18 protein-coding genes are annotated in these 17737 nt (G+C 55.8%); 10 read left to right on the top strand and 8 right to left on the bottom strand.

Translation table 11 applies throughout. The features are described from left to right. The first annotated feature begins 69 nt into the window (after nucleotides 1-69). Both ABOC97_RS18250 and ABOC97_RS18245 read left to right on the top strand, forming a co-directional pair. On the top strand, nucleotides 70-636 hold the full coding sequence (locus ABOC97_RS18250) for a carboxymuconolactone decarboxylase family protein (protein ID WP_349600444.1): 567 nt from the start codon (nucleotides 70-72) through the stop codon (nucleotides 634-636). Then, complete coding sequence (locus ABOC97_RS18245) at nucleotides 629-1261, top strand: CDP-alcohol phosphatidyltransferase family protein (RefSeq protein ID WP_349600441.1); 633 nt, start codon at nucleotides 629-631, stop codon at nucleotides 1259-1261. The genes ABOC97_RS18250 and ABOC97_RS18245 overlap by 8 nt, the downstream gene beginning before the upstream one ends. On the opposite strand, the gene ABOC97_RS18240 is transcribed toward ABOC97_RS18245, so the two are convergent. The 7 genes from ABOC97_RS18240 to xthA form a co-directional block, all read right to left on the bottom strand. Then, entirely contained in the window at nucleotides 1258-2562 is a 1305-nt protein-coding gene (locus tag ABOC97_RS18240; protein WP_349600438.1) for a rhodanese-like domain-containing protein, read from the bottom strand. The genes ABOC97_RS18245 and ABOC97_RS18240 overlap by 4 nt on opposite strands. An 84-nt stretch (nucleotides 2563-2646) precedes the next feature. Next, nucleotides 2647-3279: an ATP-binding cassette domain-containing protein gene (locus ABOC97_RS18235; RefSeq protein WP_349600435.1), complete on the bottom strand. Its 633-nt coding sequence runs from the start codon at nucleotides 3277-3279 to the stop codon at nucleotides 2647-2649. Next, the gene (locus ABOC97_RS18230) at nucleotides 3279-4814 is read right to left on the bottom strand and encodes an ABC transporter permease subunit (protein WP_349600432.1); all 1536 of its coding nucleotides are present in this window, start codon (nucleotides 4812-4814) and stop codon (nucleotides 3279-3281) included. Before ABOC97_RS18230 ends, ABOC97_RS18235 begins: the two co-directional genes overlap by 1 nt. Next, on the bottom strand, nucleotides 4787-5977 hold the full coding sequence (locus tag ABOC97_RS18225) for an ABC transporter substrate-binding protein (protein WP_349600430.1): 1191 nt from the start codon (nucleotides 5975-5977) through the stop codon (nucleotides 4787-4789). The genes ABOC97_RS18230 and ABOC97_RS18225 overlap by 28 nt, the downstream gene beginning before the upstream one ends. Next, nucleotides 5977-6681, bottom strand: a complete 705-nt coding sequence (locus ABOC97_RS18220; protein ID WP_416012428.1) for a TVP38/TMEM64 family protein — start codon at nucleotides 6679-6681, stop codon at nucleotides 5977-5979. The genes ABOC97_RS18225 and ABOC97_RS18220 overlap by 1 nt, the downstream gene beginning before the upstream one ends. Beyond that, a complete protein-coding gene (locus tag ABOC97_RS18215; protein ID WP_349600538.1) occupies nucleotides 6681-7340 on the bottom strand; it encodes a TVP38/TMEM64 family protein in 660 nt (219 codons plus the stop codon). The genes ABOC97_RS18220 and ABOC97_RS18215 overlap by 1 nt, the downstream gene beginning before the upstream one ends. Before the next feature lie 205 nt (nucleotides 7341-7545). Further along, nucleotides 7546-8349 carry an exodeoxyribonuclease III gene (gene xthA / locus ABOC97_RS18210; protein ID WP_349600424.1) on the bottom strand — a complete coding sequence of 268 codons (804 nt, stop codon included), beginning with the start codon at nucleotides 8347-8349 and terminating at the stop codon, nucleotides 7546-7548. Nucleotides 8350-8797: 448 nt separating this feature from the next. Between xthA and ABOC97_RS18205 the strand changes: the two genes are divergently transcribed. The 6 genes from ABOC97_RS18205 to spy all read left to right on the top strand — a co-directional run bounded on the left by ABOC97_RS18205 (nucleotide 8798) and on the right by spy (nucleotide 15663). After that, nucleotides 8798-10018, top strand: coding sequence for an aspartate aminotransferase family protein (locus ABOC97_RS18205; protein ID WP_349600421.1), 1221 nt, complete (start codon nucleotides 8798-8800; stop codon nucleotides 10016-10018). Further along, complete coding sequence (gene astA / locus ABOC97_RS18200; protein ID WP_349600419.1) at nucleotides 10015-11046, top strand: arginine N-succinyltransferase; 1032 nt, start codon at nucleotides 10015-10017, stop codon at nucleotides 11044-11046. Before ABOC97_RS18205 ends, astA begins: the two co-directional genes overlap by 4 nt. Continuing rightward, on the top strand, nucleotides 11046-12524 hold the full coding sequence (astD, locus tag ABOC97_RS18195; RefSeq protein WP_349600416.1) for a succinylglutamate-semialdehyde dehydrogenase: 1479 nt from the start codon (nucleotides 11046-11048) through the stop codon (nucleotides 12522-12524). The genes astA and astD overlap by 1 nt, the downstream gene beginning before the upstream one ends. Next, nucleotides 12521-13846 (top strand): N-succinylarginine dihydrolase, encoded by a 1326-nt coding sequence (astB, locus tag ABOC97_RS18190; RefSeq protein WP_349600413.1) that lies wholly within the window; start codon nucleotides 12521-12523, stop codon nucleotides 13844-13846. The genes astD and astB overlap by 4 nt, the downstream gene beginning before the upstream one ends. A 9-nt stretch (nucleotides 13847-13855) precedes the next feature. Continuing rightward, the gene (gene astE / locus ABOC97_RS18185) at nucleotides 13856-14833 is read left to right on the top strand and encodes a succinylglutamate desuccinylase (protein WP_349600410.1); all 978 of its coding nucleotides are present in this window, start codon (nucleotides 13856-13858) and stop codon (nucleotides 14831-14833) included. Nucleotides 14834-15147: 314 nt separating this feature from the next. Then, entirely contained in the window at nucleotides 15148-15663 is a 516-nt protein-coding gene (gene spy / locus ABOC97_RS18180; RefSeq protein WP_349600535.1) for an ATP-independent periplasmic protein-refolding chaperone Spy, read from the top strand. Nucleotides 15664-15745: 82 nt separating this feature from the next. Here spy and nadE read toward each other — a convergent pair whose 3' ends face one another. Beyond that, the gene (gene nadE / locus ABOC97_RS18175; protein ID WP_349600408.1) at nucleotides 15746-16573 is read right to left on the bottom strand and encodes an ammonia-dependent NAD(+) synthetase; all 828 of its coding nucleotides are present in this window, start codon (nucleotides 16571-16573) and stop codon (nucleotides 15746-15748) included. Nucleotides 16574-16789: 216 nt separating this feature from the next. On the opposite strand from nadE, the gene osmE reads away from it, so the two are divergent. Together osmE and ABOC97_RS18165 are read left to right on the top strand one after the other, a co-directional pair. Further along, complete coding sequence (gene osmE / locus ABOC97_RS18170) at nucleotides 16790-17131, top strand: osmotically-inducible lipoprotein OsmE (protein WP_349600405.1); 342 nt, start codon at nucleotides 16790-16792, stop codon at nucleotides 17129-17131. A gap of 285 nt (nucleotides 17132-17416) precedes the next feature. Next, nucleotides 17417-17737, top strand: coding sequence for a PTS sugar transporter subunit IIB (locus ABOC97_RS18165; protein ID WP_052281685.1), 321 nt, complete (start codon nucleotides 17417-17419; stop codon nucleotides 17735-17737).

Here is a 17737-nt window from a genome sequence, read left to right as displayed (position 1 = left end):
AGACGTGATGAGTGGAATGCCATATTATCGCTGCTTTGTCGTTTGCCAAAGTTTTGCAGGAGTCTCCGGGTGAAAAATCAACAACCCTGGGTGCAGCCGCTCAGTCAGTTACCCCTCAGTTTGAAACCTATCGTTGCGATGCAGCAAAAACATTACGGTGAGGTGCTTAATCCGACCCGCTGGTGGGGGCGTATGCCTCGTCTGTTCTGGCTGGTGGCGCTGTTTGTCGGTTATCTGGAGCGTAAAAAAGCCCGTCTGGAGCCCGTGCTGCGCGCCTTGTTAATGACCCGGGTTTCCCAACAATGTGACTGTGCATTTTGCATTGATGCAAATAGCCTGCGCCTGGCTCAGCGCTGCGGGGCGATGGATAAAGTCCTGGCGCTAAGCGACTGGCAAAGCTCCGCGCTGTTTACCCCGGCTGAACGCGCGGCGCTGGAGTACGCGGATGCGATGACTGCTACGCCACCGCGAGTCGATGATGCAGTGAAAAATGCGTTACACTGTCACTTTAACGATGAGCAGATCACCGAGATGACCGCGCTGGTCGCGTTCCAGAATTTATCCGCCCGCTTTAATGCGGCGCTGGAGATCCCCTCGCAGGGGTTATGTGCGATGGAGGCAAAAAAAGATGCTTGATAGACACCTTCATCCCCGGCTCAAACCATGGTTGAATCGCGCGGCCGCTTTGATTGACCGCCCCGGCGTCAGCGCTGATGGCGTCACTTTGTTGGGTTTTGCAATTGGCGTACTGGCGCTGCCGTTTCTGGCGCTAGGCTGGTACGGTGCGGCGCTGGTGGCTATTGTCGTTAACCGCCTGTTTGACGGGCTTGACGGCGCGCTGGCGCGTCGACGCGGCCTGAGTGATGCGGGCGGTTTTCTTGATATTGCCCTCGATTTTCTGTTTTACGCGCTGGTACCGTTCGGCTTTATTCTGGCCTCCCCAGCGGCGAATGCGGTGGCGGGCGGCTGGTTACTTTTTGCTTTTATGGGAACCGGCAGCAGCTTCCTGGCGTTTGCTGCGCTGGCTGCAAAATACCAGATTGATAACCCGGGCTATGCGCATAAATCGTTGTACTACCTCGGAGGATTAACCGAAGGCACCGAGACGATTGCGCTGTTTGTATTGGGCTGCCTGTTTCCGCAGTGGTTTGCCTGGATGGCGTGGCTTTTTGGTGCGTTGTGCTGGTTGACGACGTTTAACCGGATATGGGGAGGGTACATGACGCTGAAGAAGGTTCAGCGTCATGAGGCATTGAATTAAAGCGTGCTATCCGGGCCACGCTCGCCGGTGGCCACCGGGTTTTTCGGGTTAGCACTCCACTCGTACCAGCCGCCGTCATATACGCTGACGTTCTGCCAGCCCATCGCGCGGGCGTACATAAAGGTTTCTGAAGCGCGCCAGCCGGTACCGCAGTAGAAGGAAACCTGCTGGGTAGGCAGAATATTCCATGCTTTCCACATCGCCGCGATGTCATCGGCGCTACGCATGGTGCCGTCCGGGTTGTGGAAGTCTTCCATATGCGTTGAATCGCTCCCCGCATGACCCCAGCGCGCGCCGGCAATCTCACCTTTTGGCTTGATATAGCTATAGCCGCTGGTGGTACCGACGAATTCCGGCCAGGAACGGATGCTCACCAGCGAAGCGTCTTTACGGTGCAGCAGACCGCGAGCCTGTTCCATATCCAGCATCAGCTGCGGCTGCGCCGGAATAGTGACGCCGAAATCAGGTGCCGGAGCGACATCTTTTGGCAAGCCGCGTTCTACCGGCAGACCGGCATCAGACCAGGTTTTCCAGCCGCCGTCGAGAATACGCACATCCTTCACCCCCGCGTAGAGCATGATTTGCGCCACGCGCGCGGCGGCGTAAACGTCACGGCCGTAAAGCACCACGGTGGTATCGTGGCGAATACCGTGTTTTGCCAGCAGGGTTTTGAGCTGCGCGTCAGAGACTTTATTCCACAGCGGTTCGCTTTCCACTTCGTTGGTATCGATATAGCCCGCGTTCGGAATATGGCTGACCAGATAGAGTTTCGGCGCGCCCCAGGCGGCTTCAATCACCTTCACGTCGCCCGCCGGTTTCGCCGCAACCTGCTTGCCTTGCTGCAGGTCGTGTAGCCACTGCGGGTACACCAGCTGTTCGAAGTGCGGCAGCTTTTGCAAGCGGTCAGGCTGTTGCAGCGCGTCGCTCAGCGTCGAGATGTTGGTGTAACCCGCCTGCTTCAGACGTTTAGCCACGGCCTCGTTGTCTTTGCTCTCGCCGTACAGTGCGATATCGCTATTTTTCTGTAGCTGATGCTGCTGTGCCCACGCGGTTAACTGTTCGTTGTTCATCGCCGAAAGCCAGCTTGCGGAGAGGTTCAGCGCGCCCGGCTCATGGCCCTGCGTGCCGTTCGCCTGCTGCGGCCAACCGTTATAAAACGCGCTCAGGCGCGTATCAATCGCGGCACCTTTTTGCTGAAGTAAATGGGTGAAGGTTAACGTTTTCGCTGTTTCGGCGGCGAAAGCAGAAGAGGCAAGACCAAGCGCCAGGGCCAGCGCAGTCAGTTGAGAAACACGTTTCATCAAATCATCCGACGGGGAAAAATGGAGCATTATTTTGCACCTCTGATAAGGGAATTACCTTGCGTTAACGCAGTGTTTGCCGCTTCAGCGCCAGTTTGCTAGCTGTAAACAGCGCGCGTCAGGGGGCACGTCATCGGGGTCGTGAGTGACCTGCACGACCGGAATATGCTGCTGTTTTAACTCACTAAATACCCACTGGCGGAAGTGGCCTCGCAGCTGTTGGTCAAGACGGCTGAAGGGCTCATCGAGCAACAGGGCGTCAGGTTGTGCCAGCAGCGCGCGCAGTAGCGCCACGCGGGCGCGTTGTCCGCCGGAAAGCGTGGCCGGGTCGCGCGAGTAGAAATCGGCCAGCCCGGCATGGTCCAGCGCACGCTCGACCTCAAACCGCCGCTGTTGTCCTGTGACATTTTGCGGGAGCGCTAAACGTAAATTCTGCCCGACGCTTAGGTGATCAAACAGCAATGCATCCTGAAATAAGATGCCAATCCGCCGTTTTTCGGTCGGCAATGGGTCGCAGCGATGTCCGTTCAGCCAAAGCTCACCGTGGGCGCGAAACGCGCCGTCAAGGGCACCGACCATCCACGCAAACAGGCTGGACTTGCCGCAGCCGGAGGGGCCCATCAGAGTGACGATTTCACCCGGCTGGACGGTAAAATTCACCTCGCGCAGTAGCGGCTGACCGGCCAGTGAAAGGGTCAAATTCTGCACCTGCAACATTAGCGTAATCCCCGGCGAAAATGGCTGACTTGCCGCGCCAATAGCGCGGTCAGCAAGAAAAAGAACATCGGTAGCAGCAGCTGCCATAGCGCCTGTGCGGCAAGCGTAGCCGTGGCACCGCCGCTACTCAGGGCCACCGCCTCAGTGGTTAGCGTGGGTACTCGTCCGCCGCCTAGCCATTGGGTCGGCAGATATTGCGCGATGCTGACGGAAAAACCTATCGCCAGCGCGGAGAGCAACGGACGGATAATCAGCGGGCATTTCAGCTGGAGAAATATCCGCCCGCGCCTCCAGCCGAGCGTTTTGGCTAGCAGTACCTGGCGTGGATCAATCTGTCGCCAGGCAGGGCGCAGGACAAACAGCATCCACGGTACCACCCACAGCAAATGTCCCCACAGCACGGTAGTCAATAATCCGTCGAACCAACCATATAACGCCAGTTGATACTGCCCGGCCGCCAGTGGGAGCGCTGGAAGTAATAAGGGCAAATCCAGCCAACGCTGATGGCGCGATGGCCCCCATTCCAGCCAGAGCAGACACACCGCGGCGCCAATCAAGGATGAGAGCAGCGCCAGCCACAGGCTGTTATTAATGGTGTGCATCGCGGGTAGCGAGGCGTGCGCCAGCCAGGCGAGAAAAGCAGTGCACAGCACGCCGCTGAGCGGCAGCATCAGCCCTATGGCTCTTCCCGGTAGCTGCGGGAAGCGAGGCTGGCGGTTGCCATCTGGATGGGGGTGACGACGACGGCAGGTTCGCCACAGCCCAACGGCAAGTGCGGCGAGCATGAACAGCAACGCGAGCAACAGAAGGCAGGCCAGGGCACCTTTGGCCTGCTCATCGGTGTCGCCAGCGTTGAGCCATTGCCAGGCGAGCACCGCCAGCGTTGGCGGGTTGCCAGGGCCAATAATCATCGCCACATCGACCACCGACAAGGTCCAGGCGGTCGTCGCCAACAGCGCGACGCTAAGCGACGGCATCAGCGCCGGCAGAATCACGTAGATCAGGCTTTGCCCTCGTCCGTAGCCGAGACTTTTAAACACCACCACTTGTTCTGCCAACAGCCGCTCGCCGAGCAGCGCCCAGCACACCCACAGCAAAAAGCCGCTCTCTTTGACCGCCAGCACCAGCCCGAGGCCAATGCCGTAGCGATCCTGAACGGCAGTCAACATCGGAAATAGGCGATAGAGCTCACCGCCTTCGGCAAACAGCAGCAGGGCGCAGGTGGCAAAGGCTACATGTGGCAGAGCCAGCAACCACGGCAAACGGGACGCCAGCCGCTGCCAGCGGGGAGAGGGCCAAAGCGTGGTAATTGCCAGTAATGCCAGCAGCAGCGCGCCTCCCACGCCAATCAGCGTAGAGACCAGCGTACTGATAATGGCCTGCGGTAGCTGCGGGTCATTAAACAGCTGCCGCCAATGGGCAACGGACATCGCCGGGGATAGCAAAAGCTCCGCCGCCGGTAGCAGGGGCAGATAGATGAACAGCATCAGGCCCCAGCAAAGGGCGGTTAATGCGTACCGTAACGGCGCAGCCATTCCTGCTCCAGCACGTTCACCCACGCCGAATGCGGTTCGGACAGTACCGGCGGCGTATTTTTCGGAATAAGTTTTTGTAGCGCTTGTTGTTGCTCAGCGCCGAGCTTCGCGGCATCCAGCACGCTCGGATCGCCCCAGATGGCCGGATCGGCCTTGCGCAGTTGGGCTTGCGGCGAGAGCAGGAAGTTGGCAACCACCAGCGCGCCAGCGCTGGCAGAGGCGTTGGCCGGAATCGTAACAAAGTGAACGTTGCCGATCATGCCCTGCGCAAAGCCAAAGCTGTAACTGTCTTTTGGCAGTTCACCTTTGGCAACTTTTTGCTGGGCGTGCATCGGGTTAAAGGTTAGCGACAGGCGCAGAGTGCCGTTAGTCAACAGGGTATCCATGCGTGCGGGAGAAGGGGGGAAATCTTTGCCCTGACGCCACAACAGCGGATGCAGTTTATCGAGATAGGCCCACAGTGGCGCGGTTACGGCAGCAAAGGTTTTGTCATTCGGCGGCTGTTTTAAGGCGTCCGGATCGGCGGTGACGTTAATCAACAGCTGCTCCAGCAGCGCGGTGCCGGTGAAATCCGGTGGACGCGGATAGGTAACGGTGCCGGGATGCGCTGTGGCAAATTCCAGCAGCGCCTGTGGGGATGTTGGCGGCTGCGAGGTTTGCTGCTGGCGGGCGATAAAGGTCAATTGTGCGCTGCCCCACGGCGATTCGGCACCGTCGACCGGCACGGAAAAATCTTCCCGCACTGGTTTACTGACATCAACATAACGCCAGTTGGGTAACTGTTCCGCCCAGTTGGTACGTAATAAATTGGCCTCTTTTAACGCACGGAAGTTCTCGCCGTTGACCCATAACAGGTCAACTGAACCATTGGTTGTACGCCCGGCGCGGGCTTCGGTCTGAATGCGTTTTACCGTATCGGCAGCGTCGGCAATATGCACGATGCGCAGGTCGACGGCGTAATCACGCTTCACTTCACCACTCACCCAGTCGAGATAATGGTTAATTGCTTCGTCGCCGCCCCAGGCATTAAACCAAACGGTCTGGCCTTTAGCGTCGCTTTGGATCTGCTGCCAGCTATCGGCATGGGCGGCCAGCGGCAACAGCATGGCCAGGCCCAGCAAACCAAACCGTAGATGGCGACGGGTTTCACCGTGATTACGCATCAGGAACTCCTCTTGTGTCTTTCTTGGTAGAAGGCCTTCGCGGCCACAATCACAATGGTTAGCGCGAACAGAATGAATAACCCGCTGACAAACCAGAAGGTGCCGCCGGTCAGCATGCTGCCGACCCATGAATAGACGATGGTCGCGGGAAGCTGGCCGAGACCGGTGGCGAGAATAAAATGACGAAAGCGCAGGGAGGTTAATCCCGCGGCATAGCTTACCGGGTCAAATGGCACGAAGGGCAACAGGCGGCAGACCAGAATGGTGTGTTTACCGTAGCGGGCAAAGAAGCTATCGACGCTTTTGAGCACCGCTTTACCGGTGAGTTTTTCCACCACTTCTCGGCCCAGAATACGGGCGATATAAAAACACAGCGCCGCGCCGACCATCGCGCTGCTCCATGACAACAGCCCGCCCCAAAAAGCCCCAAACAGTGATGCGTTGGCAAAGGTAATCAAAAATGCGGGCAGCGGTGCGGCAATGGCCTGAAAGATCATCAGCAGGAAGGAAACCACCGCCGCCTGCGAGCCATAAGAGTGGATAAAACGCTCAATGCCGTGCTGATCGACAGCCAGAAAAGCGCTGAGGCTATGGTTAATAAAGCTCGCCACCGACGGGATAAACAGCCACGCCAGCAGCATCGCGAGGGCGGCAATGATAATAAGACCGCGTAAATACCAGACCGTACGATTGTTATCTGCCATCAACTCTCCTTGGTTGGCAGTTCAACCCGCTTACGGCGGGCGTACTTTTTGGCCGCCTGGACCAGCGCAAACAGCACCAGCCCGGCAATGCTGAGTTTTAGCACAAACGGCAGGGTTATGCCGTCGGCTGCCAGTTCGCTCGCCATAAAGGTGTAGATAAAAATACCGGGTAGCGTGGTCAGGGCGGAAATCAGCGTATATGACCAAAAGGGGACCGTCGTTAATCCGTAGGCATAGTTCTGAATATTGTAGGGAAACAGCGGAATCAGCCGGGTGAGAATGAGAAAGTCAGTTCCGTTGCGGGTCATGCCGCGTTCAATCGCCTGAAATGTTGCGGTATGGCCGACATATTGCAGCAACAGCGAGCGACCAAGCCAGCGGGCAAGGATAAACGACAGCGCGGAGGCCAGCGTTGCCGCGACCAGCGACAAAAGCGTGCCCAGCCACGGCCCGAAGACCATCCCACCCGCCAGCACCAGAATGCTACCGGGCATCAGGCAGAGAGTGGCAATAATAAATAGCGTGATATAGAGGCCATAGCCGAGGACGCCGCTTTGCCCAATAAGCTGCTGCAAATGGCGAAAATTAGTCACCAGTTCGGCCAGACCGAAGCGATGAATACAGACGAAAAGCAGGCTGATAACAGCGACAATGAGCAGGAGCTTAGAGGCTGCGGAGCGGTGACTTCTTTTGCATGGGGGTCCTCCTGCCGGGAAGAAAAAGTGTGCGCGACGTTATTATAACTTCACGGCTACAGCAAGAGCTTAGCGCTGATTTATTGATATTGCTCAGAATTATCTCGCCATGACGGGCGTTAGATCGCTAGCCCGGAGTCGTTATTGACTACGGGCTAGCTAAATAAACTTACTTGAAGGTGGCCCAGACCGGCGCGTGATCCGACGGTTTTTCCATCCCGCGGATTTCATAATCAATGCCGGTTTCGACACAACGTGCCGCCAGCGGCTGGCTGGCTAACAGCAGGTCTATACGCAGCCCGCGGTTGTCATCGAAGCCTTTTGAGCGGTAGTCAAACCACGAGAAGCGATCGTTCGTTTCTGGGTTAGCGTTGCGGAAGGTGTCAACCAGACCCCAACCGAGCAGGCGCTGCATCCACTCGCGCTCTTCCGGCAGGAACGAGCATTTACCGGTGCGCAGCCAGCGTTTGCGGTTGTCTTCACCAATGCCGATATCCAGATCGGTTGGGCTGATATTCATATCCCCCATGATAAGCACCGGATTTTCTTTGTTCAGGCGGGTTTCCAGATAGTCCTGCAAATCCTGATAGAACTTGGTTTTGGCCGGGAATTTGGTTTCGTGATCGCGGCTTTCCCCCTGCGGGAAATAGCCGTTAATCACCGTCACGTTACCAAACTCGGACGGAACTTCAGCAATGATGATGCGGCGCTGCGCATCTTCATCATCGGTTGGAAAGCCGCGATGGACCGCGATAGGTTCAGCTTTGGTCAGGATAGCCACGCCGTAATGGCCTTTCTGGCCGTGGTAGAAAATGTGGTAACCGAGCTTTGCCACCTCTTCAAGAGGGAACATGTCGTCGTGCACCTTTGTCTCCTGCAGGCCAATCACATCAGGCTGATGTTTTTCAACAATGGCTTGCAGTTGATGAGGGCGGGCACGCAGGCCGTTGATATTAAAGGAGACAAATTTCATAGTCGTTGCCACTTTGCGGGATGAATTGTGACGGGATAGTAGCAGAATTTAGATTGTCTCGCTGCTCTTGTACGGTGGTATGGCCAATTTCTTTTATTGTCGCTGCCGTGTTGTCGGGCAAAAATTGCACCAGGTTTGGGCAATCTGCGCCGTAATGAGGCGTAAATATGCGATAAATTTCGTAGTCGATCACAAATCCAGAACGATATTTTGCCGATGCATAATATTTCTTAATTTCGCCCTGAATAGTCCCCTGATGTCATTGATATTCACTTTGTATGCATTTTTTGTGAATAAATGACTTTCGTAAGTTATTGATATTTCGTCATCAATCCTCGTTTATGCATTTTTAGCTCTCGCTGGCACGAACCGTGCAATCTACATTTAAAGGGAAATAACCAAAATCATTAACATAAATTAAACCATTTGTTTACTTATCGAGGTCGCTATGTCTCAGTCAATCAGCCGTCAAAATTTTGATCAGTGGATGATGCCGGTTTACGCCCCGGCTCAGTTTATTCCGGTACGCGGCGAAGGGGCATGGTTGTGGGATCAAGAGGGGAAAGGCTATATCGATTTTGCCGGCGGGATCGCCGTTAACGCGCTGGGACACGCCCATCCGGCGATGATCCGCGCATTGACCGAGCAGGCCAGTAAATTCTGGCATACCGGCAACGGCTATACCAATGAACCCGCGCTGCGGCTGGCTAAACAGCTGATCGACGCCACCTTTGCCGACCGTGTCTTTTTCTGCAACTCCGGGGCGGAAGCGAACGAAGCGGCGCTGAAGACGGCGCGTAAATATGCCCACGACCGTTTTGGCGAACACAAAACCGGCATCGTGGCGTTTAAGAATGCCTTTCATGGTCGCACGCTGTTTACCGTCACCGCAGGGGGGCAACCGGCCTATTCACAAGACTTTGCGCCGCTGCCGCCGGATATTCGTCATGGCGTTTATAACGATATTGAGTCCGCCCGTGTGCTGATTGACGATAACACCTGTGCGGTGATCGTTGAGCCGATTCAGGGCGAAGGCGGGGTGATCCCGGCGACGCCGGAATTCCTGCGCGAACTGCGTGAGCTTTGCGATCGTCACCACGCGGCGTTGATTTTTGATGAGGTGCAAACCGGCGTCGGGCGTAGCGGCGAACTGTACGCGTATATGCATTACGGCATCACGCCGGACCTGCTCTCCACCGCTAAAGCGCTGGGCGGCGGTTTCCCGATTGGCGCGCTGCTGGCGCGCGAAGAGATGGCGAGCGTGATGACGGTGGGCACGCATGGCACTACCTACGGCGGCAACCCGCTGGCCTGCGCCGTAGCGGGAGAAGTGCTGTCGATTATCAATACTCCGCAAGTATTGAACGGGGTGAAGCAGCGCGAACAGTGGTTTAAAGAACGCCTGCAGGCGATCAATGCCCGGTTGGCGTTATTTAAAGAAATTCGCGGCGTTGGGTTGCTGATTGGCTGCGCATTGCGCGATGAATATGCCGGAAAAGCCAAACAGATAAGCCTGCTGGCCGCTGAAGAAGGATTAATGGTGCTGATTGCCGGAGCCAGCGTTGTGCGCTTTGCACCGGCACTTGTCGTCAACGAAGAGGATGTGACGCTGGGTCTCAACCGCTTCGAAGCCGCCTGTGAACGCTTTATCGCGGAGACATCATCATGATGATTATTCGTCCTGTTGCCGCTGGAGATCTCCAGGGTTTGCTCACGTTAGCGGGGGAAACGGGTGGCGGTCTCACCTCGTTGCCTGCCGATGAAAATACCCTTGCGGCGCGTATCGCCCGCTCGCAGGCGACCTGGCAAGGTACGCTGCCGCGTGGCGATCAAGGTTATGTGTTCGTGCTCGAAGATACTCGCAGCGGTGCGGTAGTCGGGGTGTGTGCGATTGAAGTGGCGGTAGGTATCAACGATCCCTGGTACAACTATCGGGTGGGCACGCTGGTGCATGCCTCTAAAGAGTTGAACGTCTATAACGCGCTGCCCACGCTGTTTCTCACCAACGATCATACCGGCAGCAGCGAGCTGTGCACGCTGTTCCTTGACCCGGCGTGGCGTAAAGAGAGCAACGGCCATCTGCTGTCATCGTCGCGCTTTCTGTTTATGGCGGCGTTTCGCGACCACTTCAATCACAAGGTGGTGGCGGAAATGCGCGGTGTGATTGATGAGCACGGTTATTCCCCGTTCTGGGAGAGTCTCGGGAATCGCTTTTTCTCGATGGAGTTCGCCCGTGCCGATTACCTGTGCGGTACAGGACAGAAAGCGTTTATTGCCGAGCTGATGCCTAAACACCCGATCTATACCGATTTCCTCAGCGATGAAGCTCGGGCGGTAATAGGTCAGGTCCATCCGCAAACCGCCCCGGCGCGCGCGGTACTGGAAAAAGAGGGCTTTCGTTATCGCGATTATGTCGACATTTTCGACGGTGGCCCGACGCTGGAGTGTGAAATTGACCGGGTGCGCGCGGTGCGCAAAAGTCGCATGGTTGCCGTGGCGGAGGGTGAGCCTGGCGGTAGCGATTTGCCGCTGTGCGTGGTCGCCAACGAACAGTATCAGCACTATCGCGCGATGCTGGTTCATGCGGATCCGCAGACGGAACGCCTTGTGTTAAACGCCGAACAGCTGGATGCCCTGAACTGCCATCCTGGCGACAGCGTGCGCCTGGTGCGCCTGTGCCCTGAGGAGAAAAAATAATGAGCCTATGGATTAACGGAGCATGGCAAACCGGCAGTGGCGCATCACGTCAGAGCGCTAACCCGGTGACAGGCGAAGCGGTGTGGGCGGGGAATGACGCGTCGCCATTGCAGGTGGAATCAGCGGTCGCTGCCGCACGTACGGCTTTTCCGGCGTGGGCGCGCCGCCCGTTTGCCGAACGTCAGCAAATCGTTGAGGCGTTTGCGGGACTGCTGGAGAGTCATAAAGTGGAGTTGACCGAGGTGATTGCGCGCGAAACCGGAAAGCCGCGCTGGGAGGCGGCAACGGAAGTGACGGCGATGACCAATAAAATCGCCATTTCACTGGCTTCATACCGCAGCCGCACCGGAGAAAGTTATAGCGAAATGGCCGATGGTGCGGCGACGCTGCGCCATCGGCCCCACGGCGTACTGGCGGTGTTCGGCCCGTACAATTTCCCCGGGCACCTGCCGAATGGCCATATCGTTCCGGCGCTGCTGGCGGGGAATACGGTGGTGTTTAAACCGAGCGAACTGACACCGAACTGCGGTGAGGCGGTGGTCAAACTGTGGGAAAAAGCCGGTTTACCGGCGGGGGTATTGAATTTACTGCAGGGCGGACGCGAAACCGGCGAAGCGCTCAGCAGTCAACCAGGACTGGACGGGGTGCTTTTCACCGGCAGTTCTGCCACCGGCTTTCATCTGCATCGCCAGTTGGCCGGTCAGCCGCAAAAAATGCTCGCCCTTGAGATGGGAGGCAATAACCCGCTGATTGTTGATGATCCTGATGATATCGATGCCGCCGTGCATCTGACGATTCAGTCGGCGTTTGTCACCGCCGGTCAGCGCTGTACCTGTGCGCGCCGTTTGCTGGTGAAGCGGGGGGATATTGGCGATGCCTTTATACAGCGTCTGGTGGAAGTGGCCGGGCGTATTATGCCCGATGCCTGGAACGCCGAGCCGCAGCCGTTTATCGGTGGATTGATTTCGGCGGCTGCCGCCGAACGAGTTTATCAGGCCTGGCAGATGCTGGTGGAACAGGGCGGCACAACGCTGCTGGCACCGCGTTTAGTCAAACCCGGAACCTCGCTACTGACCCCGGGGATTGTTGAATTAACCGAGGCGCACGATATTGCCGATGAAGAGGTGTTTGGCCCGCTGCTCGGCATCTGGCGCTATGAGGATTTCAGCCAGGCGATTTCGCTGGCTAATGCCACGCGCTATGGCCTGTCCTGTGGTCTGATTTCCAGCGAAAGAGAAAAATTTGACCGTCTGCTGCTCGAGGCGCGCGCCGGGATTGTCAACTGGAACAAACCGCTGACCGGTGCCGCCAGCAGCGCGCCGTTTGGTGGCACAGGTGCCTCCGGGAATCATCGTCCTGGCGCATGGTATGCCGCAGATTACTGCGCCTGGCCGATGGCAAGCCTTGAGTCGCCGACGCTGACGCTCCCCGCTTCGCTCAGTCCAGGGCTCAACTTCGCCTCGAAGGTACCATCATGAACGCCTGGGAAGTGAACTTTGACGGTCTGCCGGGGCTAACGCATCACTACGCCGGGCTGTCGTTTGGTAATGAGGCCTCGGCTAAACATCAGTATCAGGTGTCGAACCCGCAGCGGGCAGCGAAACAGGGGCTGCTGAAAATGAAGGCGCTGGCCGATGCCGGATTCCCACAAGGGGTTATCCCGCCGCAGGAGCGTCCAAACGTAGCGCTGCTGCGCCAGCTAGGGTTTGGCGGACGTGATGAGCAGGTAATTGCCAAAGCCGCAGCGCAGGCGCCAGAACTGTTGAGTGCGGCCAGTTCCGCCTCGGCGATGTGGGTGGCTAACGCGGCCACGGTTTGCCCTTCCGCAGATGCGCTGGATGGCAAGGTGCACCTGACCGTGGCGAACCTCAATAGTCTCTTACACCGTGCCAGTGAAGCCCCGACAACGCTGGCTATTCTGCAGGGCATTTTCCACTCTCCAGAGCACTTTGCCGTACACGACCCGCTGCCAGCGGTGGTCACCTTTGGCGACGAAGGTGCCGCTAACCATAATCGGCTGGGGCGAGAGTATGGTTTGCCGGGAACCCAGCTATTTATTTATGGCCGGGACACGGCCAACGGCGTGCAGCCACAGCGTTATCCGGCGCGGCAGACGCGTGCCGCCAGCGAGGCGGTGGCGCGGCTGAATCAGACCAACCTGAACCAGGTGATATTTGCTCAGCAAAATCCTCAGGTGATTGACCAGGGTGTGTTCCATAATGATGTGATCGCGGTCAGCAACCGCCAGCTGTTGTTCTGTCATGAACAGGCGTTTGTCCATCAGCCGCAGTTAATACAGCAACTGCATGAGCGGGTGCCAGGATTTATGGCGATTGAGGTACCGACGTCAAAGGTTACGGTTGCGGAAGCGGTGTCGACCTATCTGTTTAACAGTCAGCTTTTGAGCAAGTCCGATGGCAGCATGATGCTGGTGCTCCCGGGGGAGGCCCAGGAGAATCCGCGCGTATGGCGCTACCTCAACGAGCTGGTGGCTCAGGATAACCCAATCGATGCGCTGCGGGTGTTCGATTTGCGAGAAAGCATGGCCAACGGCGGTGGCCCGGCCTGCCTGCGGCTGCGGGTGGTGCTGAACGAGGCCGAACGTAAAGCGGTGAATCCGGCGGTGATGATGAACGACACGCTGTTTGTCAGCTTAAATGATTGGGTGGATCGCTATTATCGCGATCGCCTGACGGTGGGCGACCTGGCCGACCCGCAGCTATTGCAGGAAGGACGTGAGGCGCTCGACAGGCTGACGCAGATCCTGCATTTGGGGTCACTCTATCCATTCCAGCGTTAAGGAGAGCAGATGAAACAGTTCCTGGCGTTGACGCTGGCGGGGCGATTACCGCCCCAGCCGGAGGGGGATACCGAAACCTTTCATTGGGAGTGGCGCGAGGCGGGCGTGCTGCAATTGACGCCTCATCAACCCTGTTCGCAGGCAATGGTGCTGTCGGCGGGGATCCACGGTAACGAAACGGCGCCGGTAGAGATTGTCGATAACTTGCTCCATGCGCTGATTAGCGGGCGACAAGCGCTGCGCTGGCATTTGCTGGTGGTTTTGGGCAACCCGCCGGCGATGCGCGACAATAAACGTTATCTACACAGCGATCTCAACCGCATGTTTGGTGCGCGTTGGCGGCATTTCCCGGTCAGCGATGAAACCATTCGGGCAGCCAGCCTGGAGCAAACCGTGGCGGCGTTTTATCAGCGCTGCCCGGCGGATGTTCGCTGGCATCTCGATATGCATACCGCCATTCGTGGGTCACACCATCTGCGTTTTGGCGTGTTGCCGGCGCGGGAAAGCCCGTGGGATCCGCAGTTTCTGAACTGGCTGGGTTCTGCCGGGCTGCAGGCGCTAGTATTTCATCAGGCTCCAGGCGGAACGTTCAGCCATTTTACCTGCGAATCCTTTGATGCGCAGGCCTGCACGCTCGAGCTGGGGAAAGCCAAGCCGTTTGGGCAAAATGATTTGTCGCAGTTTGCGCTGGTGGAACGCCAATTGGCGAACCTGCTGGCGGGCGAATTTGGCGGCGGTTCAACGGTGGAACCCCTCCACTATCGGGTGGTGCAGCAGATAACCCGACGCAGCGCTGATTTTCGCCTCTATATGTCGGCTCAGACGCTGAATTTTACCCCGTTTGCCAAAGGAACATTGCTGGCAGAAGACGGTGAGACTCGCTACGTGGTGGCCTCAGCCTGCGAGTACGTGTTGTTTCCCAATCCTGATGTCGCGTTGGGGCTACGGGCAGGGTTAATGCTTGAGCGCTGCCCTCCCGTTATTTAATAAGACTTGCCGCGTCGGCTTCCGGGCGGCATTTATTTATTCTGATTTGCAGTATTACAGATTAATCCTGGATAATTGCTTTATTAATAATCTGTGGTGCTTTATACTTCTATAAAATCCCTTCTTAATCATGCGATTGAATATTTTTATTGCGGATCTCCATCGTTTTTCCTTAATTTCTCCATAATTGGCTGGAAATCGTTTTTTACACTTTCATTGTTTTACTCAGGCTCTGATTAATTGACGATAAACACCGTAAAGTTAATCTCGTCAACACGGCAATGCGCCGTCAGAATAATTGAAAGGAAGGACCGATAATGAAAAAATTAACTGCTCTGTTTGTTGCCTCTACCCTGGCTCTGGGTGCCGCTAACCTGGCTCACGCTGCGGATACGACCTCAACCACGACCACCGAAGCGGCGCAGCCGAACGCTAAAATGATTAATCATCATAAAGGCAAAATGGGCCCTCGCCACGACATGATGTTCCAGGGGCTAAACCTGACCGATGCGCAAAAACAGCAGGTGCGCGACATCATGAAAGAGGGCCGCGAGCACAATAAACGTCCGGCACAGGAGGCGCAGGAAGAGATGCGTGCGATGCATAACCTGGTTGCCAGCGACAGCTTCGACAAAGCGAAAGCGCAAGCGCAGATTACGAAAATGGAAGAACAGCATAAAGGTATGATGCTGTCTCGTCTGGAAACCCAGAACAAGATTTACAACATCTTAACCCCAGAACAGAAAAAACAGTTTAATGCGAATTTTGAGAAGCGTCTGACAGAACATAAAGCGCCAGCAGGTAAAATGCCTCCTGCGCCTGCCGAATAAGTTTAACGGCACACTGTCTTAAGACCGCCGGATTTGCCCATAAATACCAACAGGTTATGGGCAGGTCCGGCGGTTTTCTTCTTTATTTCTTCCAGAAATCATCAAACACGGTAATCGGCGGACGACGTTTATGCTCGGTCTTCAGATACCAGCCTTCAATGGTCTTCGCTTGCGCAGATTCCAGCGTTTTGCCTTCCAGGTAATCGTCAATGTTATCGTAGGTCACGCCCAGCGCGACTTCATCTGGCAGAGAAGGGCGATCATCTTCGAGATCGGCGGTCGGTGCTTTCTTATAGAGATGCTCAGGGCAGCCAAGCTCGGCCAGCAGCTGTTTACCCTGACGCTTGTTGAGGCGGAAGATTGGGTTGATGTCGGTACCGCCGTCGCCGTATTTGGTGAAGAAACCGGTGATGGCTTCTGCTGCATGATCGGTCCCGACGACGACGCCGTGGGTCATACCGGCAATGCTGTACTGTGCTTTCATGCGTTCGCGGGCTTTTTCATTGCCGCGAACAAAGTCGCTCAGTTCAATACCGGCTTCACGTAGCGCCTGCTCGCTGGCCAGTACCGCGGCTTTGATATTGACCGTCAATACACGGTCCGGCTGAATAAAAGCAATGGCATCCTGGCAATCCTGCTCATCAAACTGTACGCCGTAGGGTAGACGCACGGCGATAAACTGCAGCGCGCTGTCGCCGGTTTCGGCGCGCAGCTCATTAATCGCCATCTGACACAGTTTGCCGGTAAGGGTCGAGTCCTGCCCACCGCTGATTCCCAATACTAACGATTTGATAAACGGATAAGTTTTTAGATAGGTTTTCAGAAAATCGACGCTGCGACGGATCTCTTGTTGTGCATCAATCTGTGGTTTTGCGCCAAGCGCCTGAATAATCTCTTGTTGTAACGCCATTTACCCCTCCGGAAATGTGTGCCAGCCTGTGCCGATAGCCCATTAGAACAATGTGTTAAAGCTACCTCTTTGACGATAAAACGACAAGGATCACAGTTTTGACTGATGTAAATTAATCCGATTATTCCGTTAATCGGCGTTCATTCAGGCGTATTGGTTGATAAATAGCATTATTTATTCCAGGCTTAATGCACTTCATAAAAAAGGAGAGGGAAGATGAATAAGAACGTAGTCGGGTTTCTGAGTGCTGCCGCTGTCATGACCATGCTGGCTGGCTGTACCGCATACGACCGCACGGCAGACCAGTTTACCCAGCCGGTGGTAAAAGACGTGAAGAAAGGGATGAGCCGCACGCAGGTCGCACAGATTGCGGGTAAACCATCATCTGAAGTATCGATGATCCACGCCCGTGGTACTTGCCAGACCTATATATTGGGTCAACGTGATGGTAAAGCAGAAACCTACTTTGTGGCCTTAGACGATACCGGCCATGTTATCAACTCTGGTTATCAAACTTGTGCGCAGTACGACACGGACCCGCAGGCCGCTAGCAAGTAATCGTGTATTCATCGGACATCTACGAAAGCCCGACCTCAGTGTCGGGCTTTTTTACGAGAAATCATGCTTATTTCTTGTCGCGAATTATTTTGACCAAAGTGTGAAGGTAGTCAAAACCAGAGGTCAATGAGAGACAATTTCTGGGCTTTTAGAATTATCCGTACACACATTGTTGCCGTATACTCAAGGCATAAACAGAAGATAACTCATCTGTTACATACGAGGGTAGTGGGCACAAGGAACATCGCCCGGTGATGGCAGATTTCACAAGTTGAGGAAGCGTGAATGGAAAAGAAACATATTTATCTCTTTTGCTCTGCAGGGATGTCTACTTCATTGTTAGTATCCAAGATGCGTGCGCAGGCTGAGAAATACGAAGTACCGGTCGTCATTGAAGCATTCTCCGAAGCATTTGCGGCTGAAAAAGGTCCTGAAGCTGACGTTATTTTACTCGGTCCACAAATTGGTTATATGTTAGGTGATATTCAAAAGATTTTACCTAATAAGCCGATTGAAGTTATTGATTCAACGCTGTATGGCAAAGTAGATGGTTTGGGCGTGCTTAAAGCAGCTGTTGCTGCAATTAAAAAAGCCGCTGCGCAGTAA

The sequence above is a fragment of the Kluyvera huaxiensis genome (genome assembly GCF_040149365.1).
Classification (GTDB): Bacteria; Pseudomonadota; Gammaproteobacteria; order Enterobacterales; family Enterobacteriaceae; genus Kluyvera; species Kluyvera intermedia_A.
This window is presented reverse-complemented; position numbering and strand designations above follow the sequence as displayed.

Bases quoted from the DNA above. Each gene is read 5' to 3' on its own strand.
- osmE (WP_349600405.1), top strand. From the start codon at position 16,790: ATGAATAAGAACGTAGTCGGGTTTCTGAGTGCTGCCGCTGTCATGACC.
- astB (WP_349600413.1), top strand. From the start codon at position 12,521: ATGAACGCCTGGGAAGTGAACTTTGACGGTCTGCCGGGGCTAACGCAT.
- astD (WP_349600416.1), top strand. From the start codon at position 11,046: ATGAGCCTATGGATTAACGGAGCATGGCAAACCGGCAGTGGCGCATCA.
- ABOC97_RS18245 (WP_349600441.1), top strand. From the start codon at position 629: ATGCTTGATAGACACCTTCATCCCCGGCTCAAACCATGGTTGAATCGC.
- astA (WP_349600419.1), top strand. From the start codon at position 10,015: ATGATGATTATTCGTCCTGTTGCCGCTGGAGATCTCCAGGGTTTGCTC.
- ABOC97_RS18235 (WP_349600435.1), bottom strand. From the start codon at position 3,279: ATGTTGCAGGTGCAGAATTTGACCCTTTCACTGGCCGGTCAGCCGCTA.
- ABOC97_RS18240 (WP_349600438.1), bottom strand. From the start codon at position 2,562: ATGAAACGTGTTTCTCAACTGACTGCGCTGGCCCTGGCGCTTGGTCTT.
- ABOC97_RS18230 (WP_349600432.1), bottom strand. From the start codon at position 4,814: ATGGCTGCGCCGTTACGGTACGCATTAACCGCCCTTTGCTGGGGCCTG.
- xthA (WP_349600424.1), bottom strand. From the start codon at position 8,349: ATGAAATTTGTCTCCTTTAATATCAACGGCCTGCGTGCCCGCCCTCAT.
- ABOC97_RS18220 (WP_416012428.1), bottom strand. From the start codon at position 6,681: ATGGCAGATAACAATCGTACGGTCTGGTATTTACGCGGTCTTATTATC.
- ABOC97_RS18225 (WP_349600430.1), bottom strand. From the start codon at position 5,977: ATGCGTAATCACGGTGAAACCCGTCGCCATCTACGGTTTGGTTTGCTG.
- ABOC97_RS18165 (WP_052281685.1), top strand. From the start codon at position 17,417: ATGGAAAAGAAACATATTTATCTCTTTTGCTCTGCAGGGATGTCTACT.
- nadE (WP_349600408.1), bottom strand. From the start codon at position 16,573: ATGGCGTTACAACAAGAGATTATTCAGGCGCTTGGCGCAAAACCACAG.
- astE (WP_349600410.1), top strand. From the start codon at position 13,856: ATGAAACAGTTCCTGGCGTTGACGCTGGCGGGGCGATTACCGCCCCAG.
- ABOC97_RS18205 (WP_349600421.1), top strand. From the start codon at position 8,798: ATGTCTCAGTCAATCAGCCGTCAAAATTTTGATCAGTGGATGATGCCG.